Origin of the sequence: Psychrobacter sp. JCM 18902 (assembly GCF_904846615.1) — a bacterium.
In the GTDB taxonomy this organism is placed as follows: Bacteria; Pseudomonadota; Gammaproteobacteria; order Pseudomonadales; family Moraxellaceae; genus Psychrobacter.
On record NZ_CAJHBK010000001.1, the window covers coordinates 1,742,830 to 1,755,559 of the forward strand.

Here is a 12,730-nt window from a genome sequence, read left to right on the forward strand (position 1 = left end):
GATATCTCAGTGAGAAAGATATGAAATCACTATCGATTGCTAAGCTACAAACACTCAATGTGCTTGTATATCCAGAAATCGTTGGTTTATTTGATATTTATACCTGCCATATTAGACCGCTGCTTGACAGCAAGACTATCGAACTTGAGCAAAGTAATGCTTGCTCGAAACTTACCCGCTTTATAAAAGAGGATAAAAAGTGGTTCTTGCTGAACAACTTTGAGCTATTTCATATAGTAAAAAGCCCTTATATTGATTTTGATGTATTAAGACAAGAAGTGGCTGTGAAATATACCTCAAAGAGTCAGTTTGATTTTGGCATCAGTTTTTACGAGCTTATTGACCTCATTGCTCAACATAATAAAAAGATAGATATTAAGCTCGTTTATACGCAGCTAAATGAGCTCTTGAATCAAGAAATAAACCAAAAACTATTTGGCAAAACTATTTTTGCTATTACTACATTTTGTCGGCTTATAAAAATAAATGAGCAGACTTATCATAAACGTCGTCCTACTGGAGTATTGTGATGGCTCAAGATAATGACACCTCACCCAATGAGGAACAATGGCTGTCTGCAAAGACCATTGATTATTTAAAAAGTGAGGAAGCGTTTGTTTACCCAGAAGCTATTATAGATGCTATCTCCACCATCATTATCGCAGTACATGACAGTTATAAACCCTCTAATAATTCTATTGAACCTTTATTAGAGATGACTGTACTAATACTACAAGATGAGCCTATTGCCTCTAAGTATATGCAAATCAGTCGTACTCATTTAGCAGAAAAACCACTGATGATGCAGCTGTTTATCCTAATGCAGAATATTGTCACCAAACAACAATTAGGCCACTCATTGCAACACCTAGTTTGGTTAGCAATAGCAATGCACACTGCAGCTTTACTTATCATTCAAGATAAGAAAACTCATACCAATAATATACTGATGCAGTTTAAGATGGCACAATTCTCAGCATCTTCTAGGCGCAAATGGCTTTGGAACGCACTTCCTGACATCTTCCACACTGAGATGAGTATAGAGCGTATATTATCGGTATTTAATAGTCTATTAGATCAGCAAAAAAGCGAACTTGTAGCACTAATCAATGGCCAAGCTACTCATACAGAGAAAGTAAAAAAAGACAAGTCTGACATAAAAGCCAAGCTGAGCCAGATAGATAAAATAACGACTGCCTACCAACACGCACACGACTTGCATGCACCAAAACCTGAACGCAAGAAGCCACCAAAAAATAACAGCATTAAACCCATAAACCTATCCGATGATAAACCAATATATCCTCTCGATTATGAAGCTACAAACTCTAACTGGAATAGTGAGCCTGATAAAGACAATTGGAACACCACACCTGATGATGTCGAACACAGCTCTACCACCATAGACCTAGCATTTCTGGAAGCTAATACCGAAACCTATGAAGGGTTAATGACGAGCTTTGAAGAGTACATCGATCACAATGAATTGCCCTATATCAGCTACGACAACTATCCAAACCCTCTAGTTAGAAACTCTATACCGCTGCAAACTATCGACTTATCGCTGCAGCAAAACTATATGTCCCAGCGTAATCTCGCGCTCAACTCTAACACACGCTTACTTTCCGTTGCTGGTTATCAAACCCTATTTGCAGCACTACACCAAGATGCTAAATCTTTACCAGAGTCAGATAATAATAAAACCTGCGCTGGCATTTTATTGCTATCAATGCTTACTGGCCTTCCAGTTAAGTCCTTAATAATACCAGGCTATATCGGTCATCCTAGTATTTTTAGCATCCATGACAAAAGAGCTTATATTAAACATAGCCTTGGTATTACTAAACGATCTGTTAGCCAAACGTTAACAAAGGAAGATTACGAAAATCATTCTGACACTATTAAAATTCCACTGCCATTATGGCTAATTGATAACCTGCTGGCTTGTCAGTTGCCTATAAAAGAAGAGTTTACGACTTACCTTGCCAACTTGCGTAATAGCCTTGGACTGCCCTATCTTTCGGTCAATCGAATAGAAACAGTATTACATGTTGTACTCTCTCGCTATACGCCAGATTGTCATGCACATATTGCCGATATCATTTGCCGCACGCCAGCGCCCCATGCTCCAGCGATGTACTATAGCAGCCATACTAGTGAAGGGATCATCGCTCACTATAAGTCGGCGCTAAGTGTACTCAGCAATATAAGTAGTTTTGACTTAGCTTATATCACCCCTTGGCATAAATACACCATAGGCTCTGGGTTTGCACTCAAGCTCGAAACCGTTCGTAACATCATAGATGAGATAAAAACTTGGGTAGATCAAAGTACAAATTATGATGAGCACTTTAATAGAACCAGTATTTTTATATGGTTTATCTTTTGCCTTTTAACGGGCGTGCGACCGAACAACGGTCTTGGCAAGATGTACGATATCGATCTTGATATGGGGTGGCTAGAGATCAACGATAAGCCCGTTAAGAAAGTAAAAAGTGATCGTCTGATACCACTATGCCTCACCCTTGTACGCCATTTGACAAAATATAGAGACTATATAATTGACTATCAGGCTAAGCATCAATTGAAGCATGACATCAGCACTACCATTGATGATATTCGCTTAGGTAACGATGAAGCGTTATTGAAAATTTTGTCTGCAAGTGTAAGTAACCTAAAAGATATTAAGCGCGGTGACACCTATAATTTTACCAAAAACGTTATTGATGCCAACCCTTACTGGACTCGTCACTTTGTGCGTACTCAGCTTGAGAAACGTAGTGTTCAGCTGCCACTCATCAACACTATTATTGGTCATGAAAAATCTCGTCAAGAGGTATTAGGACGTTTCTCATCGAGCAGTAAAAGAGATATAAGACGTGTAGCACCTGTATTTGAGCAGATCGCTGAACAGTTAGGGTTAAACCTTATAGAGATAAACAACTATTCTAAGATAAGCCATATTGAAAGAATATATGCGGGAGTAGACCATGTTGATAGATAATATTCACCTGCCCAAAATCATCGATGGCTTGGCAAATTTTGATGGCAGAAAAAGACGCTACGTGCCTTATCCTTCTGAACTCAAAGACGATAGCCCTAAAAAATACGACATACAGCTACTGGCCGATCTACAGACTGAGTGGGATTTCCTGCAAAGAACTCATCCTGGTAATATTAGGTTCACCAAATCTTTTGACAAATATTACGAACAAGTACTTTGGCCAAGTAATCGCACCTTTTTAGTTATACCGAGCCCTGTAAGTTTTGCTGATGAGTTATGGTTATTACAGAGTCAAGAACTAGACCAATTTCAGCGTGACTTTAATAATAAGCTAAAACCCTTGTCTAACGAAGGGTTCGATAAGTTTCAAGTTGTTGTTCAAGACAAAATTTCTAAAGCCTATAAAACAACCAAAAAATTAACACAAGCATGGCAGACTGTTAGTCAATTTATTGATTATCAAAATCAACATTACATGCTTGCAAAACACTATTACCCTAAGGTAGTCGCGCCGCAGCCCACAAAGTTCAATCCATTGATTATTAATAACGACTGGGTCAAAAATGGCAAGTCACTGGTCAAGATTATTCGTGTCGCACAAACACACTGGAATCAAACAGCTAATTATAGCCAAGATCAGATTTTAGGCTGGCTGATATTTTCAGGGATTGTGTATGGTGGTATTAATGAAATACAGATGCTCCAAGGGTGGCTTACCTCATTGCTCGCCAAAAAACATCAGCCATTCATCAAAGAAAGGATAATAATCTCACCGTGCTTTGTGCAAAAGGGCTTTGGTAATGAACGAGAAGAAGAAAGTGACAAGCTTTATAACACCAAGCAAATCGTCGTAGATGTAGTCAGTCAGTGTTGGCTGATGCGTTACCATAAAAACAGCAGTCAAACAGATATCAATCATATCATTGACAAGCTGTCAGCAGATAAGATTGAGCTATACTTGACCACTGTTTTATCTGACCTAATCAAGCCTTTAAATATTAAACCCCTCTCCTTTTCAAAATTTTTATATTACGCAAGCTACCACTGGGAGATGCTCGATGGCGCTGATATTGATCATGCTTCAGTTGGTATACTTCGAGGTATGCATAACACTGCTGGACTGAGCACGCAGGATTTTGATAATTTTTTGAACCAAAAATATCAACATAAAGTTGAGCACTATAATCTAGAACATATTTTAGCGCTATCTATCAGTAAAAGCTCTATTGCTCAAAAAGATACGACCAACATTTCTACCAAAAAAATAGAGGTTAGAAAGTCTGATTTGATTATGAGTCTCACTAAAGACTTTAAAATAGATAAAAAATATGCAAAGAAAAAATCCAATAGCAATCCGTACACAATTATCGAAAGAGTACAAAAACGCTATAAGCAATATGATGACTTAAGTGAAAAGATTTTATTAGATTGGGTGCTCAGTTTACTCAATCGAAAAGAGTCAAAATCACTTAGTAATGAGTCTATTTTGAAATATATTAGAACCATAGGCTATGAGTGGTTGTATTTCACAACAGCGCAACCGCTTGATATTTGGTCAGAGGAAGAGTTTGAGGAACTTTATGAAGATATTTTAGAGTACAAAGCTGTCGTACGGAACAATACTGACATTGGATACTCTGCCAATTTATTGAAGAGTATGCACAACTTTGCTAAGAGCAAATACAATTTACCCTCCGTGAACTTTCAACAGTCGAAAAACGGTCGGCGTGTACGTGCCGAGCTGATATCACCGCAAGCGTACCAAACCATTATCACGCAAATACTGAGTTCTGTAGATATACTAGAGCGGGAGATATTCGCACTTTTATTTATCTTAGTCTATCGTACTGGCATGCGCAAAAAAGAGCTGTTGGGACTTAAGTATAATGACATCGAAGGCTTAAAAACAGCTGTACCATCAGTGATAATCAGGCCCAATAGCTATCGTCCAACCAAGACTCAAAGTAGTATTCGCCGCGTTCCCTTATTTGCCTTCCTCAAACCTAATGAACTGAATTTTTTTATTAACTTTGTGCAGAGTAATATTGGCGACAGTTCAAACAAATTTATCTTTACCTTATCATCGGATCAGCGCCCTATTGATGACCATGTTCCGTTGCAGTTACTCAAACGAGTTTTAAAAGACATATCGGTAGATGATAATGTCGCAACGCATACCTTTCATGGTTTTAGGCATACGGCAGTGAGTAACCTATCTTTAGCGCTATTAGGTCATCCAGATCTCGTAAAAGCCCTCACCGATTATGACGAAAAAGACATATTGCGTATAAAAAAAGGCCTACTTGGGGAGCATATAAATGCACAAGATCGTTGGTACGCTCTATCGGGTATTATGGGGCACTTATCGCCTGAGCGTAGCTTTGAGTATTACAATCACTTTGCTACTTTGATGGCTACTTATGCGTTGAGTGTTGTTGACATCGGACTACCCAAGCAAACACTGTGCAACATTACCGAATTCCCTCCTAGAAGGATTGAGGATAATGCTGACATTACTGCTAATGGCATAGTCAGCATACCTAGCATGCGTACACTTTTATTTAAAAATATTATAGAAGGCAAACGCAAGTCACCGAAATTCACGATCGAGAACTGTGATAAGCGATTTCTCTTGAGTACAAATACGCCAGCCACTGATGAACTGTTTGGTCGTTATGGTCTAAACCGAGTACAGCTGCTACTACAGACCTATGATAAAGAGATGCCTTTAAGTAAAGCAGCCCAGTTAGCAAATATTTCTATTCATGATGCAAACATTTTAATAGAACGTGCGAGCGAGGTTGCCGCTATCACTACCAAACGCGGCAAACCTCGCTTTGTAAAGCTATCCGATTCAAATAATTCCGTACTGAGTCCACTGAACATTCAATACCAAAGTGATTTAAGATTACTATCGCTTTTGTTAAGTAATGCCTACCGTCTACGAGAAAAGTCAGGGGCTGACTGGACTTGGTTTATTGAGATATGTAGTCAAAAACTGTCTAGTAGCAGAGCATACCTACCATTTAGAAAAGGAGATGAGAAAGAGTTGCAACGTTTCATTGATATTGCTAAGAAACTGCTGCCTCTGAAACGTTGGCTAATGAGTAGCAACGAAGCCTTGTTGATGAAAAATATGTCACCTAACGATTATCAAGATATTAAGCAGCAATCTAACGACTCGATAGAAGCTATTCATATTGGTATTGCTAGCCGAGATCCTAGAGATCAAACCAACAAATGGCAGTATTCGCCCCTACTACGGTTTTTTGTGCATATGATGCTAATTACTGATGAGAGGCTAGTTATTAATGATAGTCAGACACAATCATTATTGAATAAGCGCACTCAATGCTTTACAAAAATTGACTAAAACCCTATATCCTGACACCTATTATTTTTTATCATCACCGCAATGACCTTATATCAGAGTTATTCAAAACGATAACGAAACCATTCCATCCATCATCGTCTCCACACCTCCTTTAATGATCTATGCGGTCAAATCCGTAGACATTAACTTGGCAGATTTTAGTTATCCCACCTAATATAATAATAAAAAAAACGCTACCCGATAATTAATCAGATAACGCTTTCCTTATTACTTGTCTAAACTATGTTAAACACTAACGCTCACCCAAGCCTTCAGAAAAGGTTTTGGTTAATGGCTTAGTCAGATAGGACAGCACTGAACGCTGTTGCGCTTTGATATCGACTGAAGCAGTCATACCAGGTCTAATGATAATTTCATCGCGACGCGCAGCAAACTCAGCACCGGTAATTTTTATTTGTACGCGATAATATGGCTCCTCTCCTTTGGGTGTTTGCTCAATCAAAGTATCTGGACTGATATAGGTCACCTTACCCGTCATAGCACCAAAGATAGAGTAATCATAAGCATCAAGCTTAACGCTAGCGACTTGATTCTCTTTGACATAAGCGATATCCACTGGACTAACTTTAGCTTCGACGATCAGGTCGCTACTGGTGGGCAATATCTCCATAATAACCTCACCAGGTTTCACAACGCCGCCAATAGTGGTAATTAAGATATTATTTACCTTGCCCTCAGTTGGAGCAAATAGCTTGGTCTCTTCCAATACTTGTGAATGATCACGCAGCTGCTCAAGCTCAGTATCCAGCTCTTCTTGTGCTTTGGTCATTTCCGATTGTGCTTCTTCAAAGTACTTGTTTCGCTTATTGGTAATTTGTGCTTGGATCTCAGCAACTTGTCGGCGCAGTTTAATCACGTCAGCTTGGCTGACATCACCATATTCTAACAGTGGTTCATTCATACTGAGCTCTTGCTGAGCCAGTACCATCATATTCTGTAGCGAGCTGACATCTTGATCAATGGCTTGCCGACGGCGGTTATATAGTTGGGTTTGGTTTTCTACGTATTCGCTATAGTTTTTGATTCCATCTGGAAACTTAAGCGGCTTTTCAAATATTTCTGCTTCAAGGCGAGATAACTTGGCTCTTAGCGCGGCGATCTTCGAACTTGAATTAGCGAATGCCGCTTGCGCCCGCTCTTCTTCTAGTGTGACAACCAGTTGTCCCTTAGTGACATCCTCTCCTTCTCGCACTAATATTTCAGTCAATACACCACCCTCAACTGCTTGAATATCCTGCGTTCTAGCACTGGCGATAACCGTTGCTGTGGCACGGGTTACTTGATCAATTTGAGCAAAATAGGCCCAAACTACCAAGACGATTACCCCTATAAGTGCACCCCAAATAATAATACGGGTACGCCCAACTTTAGGATCATGAGACTTATGCTGATAGTTATTCATTATCTTGTCCTACATCATCTGGGTTATTGCGAACATCGGTGGCTAGCGAGGTATTAGAGGTATTGCTAATGACTTTAACTTTAGACTTACTCACCTTAATTGAGGTTTTATTTTTATTTTCTTGATCATCATTACCTTTTAGTTGTTTAAGCACTTGCTCTTTTGGTCCATCCATCACTATTTTCTGATTGTCCATGATAATAATACGATCGACCAATTGTAATAACGGCATCTTGTGAGTAGCTACAATGAGAGTCGAGCCTTGTCCAAACTCTTTACTAAGCACATTGATACATTGCAACTCTTGACGGTTGTCCATCGATGCCGTCGGCTCATCCATCAATAAAATCGTTGGCTTGGTCAGCAGTAAGCGAGTGAAAGCGACCAGTTGTTTTTGACCACCAGATAGCCCTTTACCACCCTCACTAATAGGTAGATCCAAACCACTGGAGTGGCTAGCCACCAGCTTAATCAACCCCGTCTTTATTAGAGCGTCACGCATCACATCATCACTTGGCGCAGGTAGCCCAATCAATAGGTTTTCTCTTAGCGTGCCCTCAAACAGACGATGGTCTTGTTGTAAGTAGCCGATCTGTTCACTAAGAGACTCGCGGCTAATCTGTTGAATATCCAGTCCATCTAGCAGTATTCGACCCTGCGTTGGGGCATATAACCCTGACAGTACTTTTAATAACGTCGACTTACCTGAACCAATAGCGCCCAAAATTGCAATACGCTCGCCCGCTGTGATATATAGTTTATTAATGGCTAATGCTGGCTGCTCATTGTCTTGGTAATTAAAAGTCACTTTTTCTAAGTCAAAACTACCAGCAATATGACTGGGCGACAAGGGATGCGCCACGCCATGATTGTCTTGTTGTAATGAAAAAAGCTGTTCGATATTCAGTTTTGCAGCTTTCGCATGTGAATGCTGTACCAGTAAATTGGGGATACTCATGACAGGTGCTAAGATACGCCCTCCTAAAATAGAACAGGCAATCAACCCGCCCATAGTCATATCACCTGACATCACTACGAACGATCCAACAATAACAATGCCGACATAGCTTGTCTGCTGAACCATCTGTGACAGATAGCTTAAGTTGTCATTGGCATGCTTCATATCCAAATCATTTTTGGTCGTAATATTCATTACATCAAGCCAACGGGATAAAAACTTCCAATTACCCGAACCAGCCTTAATGGTTTCAATACCCTCGACTGTTTCAACCAAAATACCAGTTTTACGATAAGAGGCTGAGGCACCAACGGCCGCGATACTATCAATTTTTTTGCGTGCAGCAAACCCCAATGCAATAGCAATAATCGCCGCTACAATAGGTACTAAAGCCACTAAAGGATTACCAATAACGATGATCAAGGCTACAAAAATGATTGCCATCGGAATATCGACCAATCCAAACAAAGTACTCGCTGTATAAAAACCACGAACTTGCTCGTAACCCCGGAGCTGCGCGGCCATTGAACCCACCGACCCTGGCATTTGGTCAATCCGAACACTCAGAAGCCGCTGAAATACTTCTCGAGACAAGTGTTGATCAAGGTTGACCACTACTTTATCCATAATCTTTGAGCGCGCAAACTTCATAAATGTTTCAAATAAAATAACTAAACCGACACCACTTGCCAGAATGATTAAAGTGTATTCACTGCGAGTTGGAATGACTCGGTCATAGACCTGCATCGAAAATAGTGATACTGCTAACGCTAGCATATTAATCAAAAGTGATGCGACTACCGCTTCAATAACAATACCACGATAGTTTTTTAAATCTTTTTTAAGTATTTGATCAAATGATAACTGTTTGCGTTTGCTCGGCTCGCTTTCTAAGCGGATACGCAATAATTGTGTAAACGCATCACTTGGATGAACACTAATTTGCTCAGACTGACTAAACTGCCATAATCCTTGAGGGTTTTGTTGTTCAATGACCCCCCAACCTTGCGACGAATGTAATGCCAATAAGGGTAAAAAGGCAGCATCTGGCATCGGTAATGATTCTGGTAGCTGATCCACCCCTAACTGTTCTAGCACCTTTACAATGCTTGCCAGTGTCATTAGTTCTGTCTGCTGATGAAGCACCCCGTAAAGACGCAACTTATCAATGGGATAACCTTGCTGAGTGAGCAAAGTGTGCAGCGAGAAAGCCAATTGCTCAATCTCATTACTGACTTGCTCTTTCACCTGTTCATCAGTTTCAGGCGTCAAAAATTGCAAAGTAGAATTTTCCATCAGCTCACTATCAGAGGCTTGGTCACTCGAAGCTGGAATAGGGTTATTCATGATAAGTACATCCTACTGATTAACGGGTTTTTAGATAAACAAGTGCAAAAAATACAAGACAGCTTATTTATTCATAGAGGCTTTGCGATAGGCTCAAGGGCTCTCTATCAGCAAACCTGTATTGGAATCAATCATATCAGGGTCATTAGAGATGGTATTCGAAAACCCATCAGATGCATCTTTAATAGAGTAGGTCACCATCTCTTGATTTTTCATACCTACAGGTTGAATCACCGCTCTATTGGATGTTTGCTGCGCAACATGCTGACCATTAAGCCATTTCTTTACGGGATCTATTGGGTGGAATATAGGTTCAGGCTGGCGACTTTGGTTAAACTGTTGCCATGACATCATGCCAAAATCAACTTGCAGTTTATAATAAGCAGCAATGATAGATGCTCGGGTGTCAACCAATTGTGCCTGATACTGGGAGTGCTCACGAACCGCATTCAGCACCTCAAGCCAAGACTTACGACCAGCGATGAATTGACGACGGTACGAGCTGACCACAATCTGAGCACCTGCAACTGCTGCTATCAATGAGCGCTCTTGATCTTTAGCACTGGCAAACTGTTGATACTGGGTCTGTATGGTCTCAAGCACCAAGCGCCTAGAAGCCTCTTTTGATTGAACAAGACTATTGACGCGTGATTCTGATGCTTTTGCAAGGGCTAAGTTAGATAGCCCTGCCCCTGGATCATAACTGAGCCCTACTGAGAACTCTCCACCATTATCCTTATCTTTATCACTCTCATGATAATAATCATACTCGTATTGTGCGTATATTGTCGGATAGCGAGAGGACTGCAAAGACTTCAGCCCTTGCTTGGCCGCCTCAACTTGATAACTCTCTTTTACCACAGTAGGATTATAAAAACTGGCTTTATCAAAGGCTAGCTTCTCAAAAGTTTGGGAATAACTTCTGGCGCGTGCAACCATTTCACTTAAGTTTGGAACGGGTAGTTCTATCGCTGACACCTTACGACCGGTAATTTGCTCTAAACGAGCCATAGCGATACGTTGCTGCTCGACAGCAGACTGATAGGAGTTTTGTTCTTGCAAAATACGGTTAGTCACCAAGTCCATCTCAATGCGAGCGGAGACTCCTTGGCTAACACGCCGTTGCATCATGGCTTCAAACTCAGCAAGCAACTGCAAATTGTCATAATAGACTTGTTGTTTTGATAAAGCCGTAATATAGCTTTGCCACGCCTCTATCGTCGTTTTAGCCACTTGGTTTTGTTGCTCGTAGACATATTCTGTCGCCGCTTTATCATCAAATATCGCTTGATTAACATTGGCGGTCAGCTTGCCTCCTGTCCATAATGACTGGCGGAGCTGAAACTGGGAGACCATGCCGTCATCACGATCATAACCTGATGAAAAAGTAGGAGCAGGCAACAAATTAAGCTTCGCTGCACTAATGCTTTCAGTGGTCGCCTGTTGCTCTGCTCTTGCTGAACCCACCATAGGGTGAGTTTGAATCGCTTGATTAATAAGTGCATCCATATGCGCATCAGCGCTTGCTAACGCAGCACTGGATACCGTCATAAGTAGCAAACTTACATGTATACTATGGCATATTTTTTTTATGATATAACACCTCTTAGGCAACATATTTTTTGACAAGTTATTTTGGTAAACAGTCATCCAGTTACCTCAGTTTTATTTTGAGAGAATAAAAATTTTAGATGTTATATAGTAAGGTATGAAAATACTATCGTTAAATTTAGACATATTAAATACACGCTCTGTCAAAGCCTTAACTCATGATTGTAAGACAACTAAATCTAAGCATAAATTTAAAAATATTTCCAACTAACTGCCAACATAGATTCTTTTTTTATATTGATAGTTGAATACTCGCAGACAGCGTTAATGATTATAATCGCTGAAAAGGCCCTGCTCGCACATCCACAAACTACGAGTATGTGTTTAATTAATGGATTAAAAACTAGTGATGCCTTCATTACCACCTATTTCAGCTAAAAAACAAAAAAACAGGAGTATGATAGCAATTGTGATGGCTATCATGCTCCATATTTTGATTGCAGTTATTGTCTATTTCAGTGTTTTTGATAAAAAACCTTTATCAACACTAGGGTCTGTATCAGATACTAATAGGCACCCTATATTAAAAGCTACAGAAGTAAAGCCACAAATATTACCTGCACTAATAGAAAACAAAAAGTCGCAAGCTCCCCAGTCTTCTGAACCGATAAGTAACTACGATACAACCAACTCTTATAAAGTAGCAACTGATACTCAACGTAAATCAATAAGTACAGCTGTGGAGATAGCCACTAAGGAAGCAATACCCGTAAATAACACTCAAAGCCAAGCACAAGAAAAAAAATCAGTAGTGAGTCCGACAGACGAATCATCTATAGGGTCAATACCTGACAATCAAAACAATCGTGCTGAGTATACGCTTAAGCAGACTAAAGAATATGAAGCTCTAGATGCTGAGATCGATAAAGACAATGAACAGCTCTCAAAGTTGATCAATGAAGTCAAAAAGCATAATCAAATTCAAATTCAACAACATCAGCTTCCTAGTGGTAATATTAATAATCAACCAACAGTTAAGTACGGTTACCCTATTACTCCCATCACCCCCTAACT

Annotated in this window: 7 protein-coding genes; 4 read left to right on the forward strand and 3 right to left on the reverse strand. The window is 39.9% G+C overall.

What is annotated here, in order from left to right; translation table 11 throughout:
- The first annotated feature begins 20 nt into the window (after nt 1-20).
- The 3 genes from JMY05_RS07145 to JMY05_RS07155 are packed head-to-tail and all read left to right on the forward strand — an operon-like array spanning nt 21 to nt 6,377.
- Nucleotides 21-530, forward strand: a complete 510-nt coding sequence (locus JMY05_RS07145; RefSeq protein ID WP_201614635.1) for a hypothetical protein — start codon at nt 21-23, stop codon at nt 528-530.
- On the forward strand, nt 530-3,004 hold the full coding sequence (locus tag JMY05_RS07150; protein WP_201614637.1) for a site-specific integrase: 2,475 nt from the start codon (nt 530-532) through the stop codon (nt 3,002-3,004). The genes JMY05_RS07145 and JMY05_RS07150 overlap by 1 nt, the downstream gene beginning before the upstream one ends.
- A complete protein-coding gene (locus JMY05_RS07155; RefSeq protein WP_045447058.1) occupies nt 2,991-6,377 on the forward strand; it encodes a tyrosine-type recombinase/integrase in 3,387 nt (1,128 codons plus the stop codon). The genes JMY05_RS07150 and JMY05_RS07155 overlap by 14 nt, the downstream gene beginning before the upstream one ends.
- A gap of 253 nt (nt 6,378-6,630) precedes the next feature.
- Here JMY05_RS07155 and JMY05_RS07160 read toward each other — a convergent pair whose 3' ends face one another.
- The 3 genes from JMY05_RS07160 to JMY05_RS07170 all read right to left on the reverse strand — a co-directional run bounded on the left by JMY05_RS07160 (nt 6,631) and on the right by JMY05_RS07170 (nt 11,656).
- Nucleotides 6,631-7,800: an HlyD family efflux transporter periplasmic adaptor subunit gene (locus JMY05_RS07160; protein ID WP_060491563.1), complete on the reverse strand. Its 1,170-nt coding sequence runs from the start codon at nt 7,798-7,800 to the stop codon at nt 6,631-6,633.
- Entirely contained in the window at nt 7,793-10,105 is a 2,313-nt protein-coding gene (locus JMY05_RS07165; protein ID WP_227678128.1) for a type I secretion system permease/ATPase, read from the reverse strand. The genes JMY05_RS07160 and JMY05_RS07165 overlap by 8 nt, the downstream gene beginning before the upstream one ends.
- Nucleotides 10,106-10,198: 93 nt before the next feature.
- Nucleotides 10,199-11,656, reverse strand: coding sequence for a TolC family protein (locus JMY05_RS07170; protein ID WP_201614639.1), 1,458 nt, complete (start codon nt 11,654-11,656; stop codon nt 10,199-10,201).
- 409 nt (nt 11,657-12,065) lie between these two features.
- Between JMY05_RS07170 and JMY05_RS07175 the strand changes: the two genes are divergently transcribed.
- Nucleotides 12,066-12,728 carry a hypothetical protein gene (locus tag JMY05_RS07175; protein ID WP_045447060.1) on the forward strand — a complete coding sequence of 221 codons (663 nt, stop codon included), beginning with the start codon at nt 12,066-12,068 and terminating at the stop codon, nt 12,726-12,728.
- Nucleotides 12,729-12,730 lie beyond the last annotated feature (2 nt).

Bases quoted from the DNA above. Each gene is read 5' to 3' on its own strand.
- JMY05_RS07145 (WP_201614635.1), top strand. From the start codon at position 21: ATGAAATCACTATCGATTGCTAAGCTACAAACACTCAATGTGCTTGTA.
- JMY05_RS07150 (WP_201614637.1), top strand. From the start codon at position 530: ATGGCTCAAGATAATGACACCTCACCCAATGAGGAACAATGGCTGTCT.
- JMY05_RS07155 (WP_045447058.1), top strand. From the start codon at position 2,991: ATGTTGATAGATAATATTCACCTGCCCAAAATCATCGATGGCTTGGCA.
- JMY05_RS07160 (WP_060491563.1), bottom strand. From the start codon at position 7,800: ATGAATAACTATCAGCATAAGTCTCATGATCCTAAAGTTGGGCGTACC.
- JMY05_RS07165 (WP_227678128.1), bottom strand. From the start codon at position 10,105: ATGAATAACCCTATTCCAGCTTCGAGTGACCAAGCCTCTGATAGTGAG.
- JMY05_RS07170 (WP_201614639.1), bottom strand. From the start codon at position 11,656: ATGACGGTATCCAGTGCTGCGTTAGCAAGCGCTGATGCGCATATGGAT.
- JMY05_RS07175 (WP_045447060.1), top strand. From the start codon at position 12,066: ATGCCTTCATTACCACCTATTTCAGCTAAAAAACAAAAAAACAGGAGT.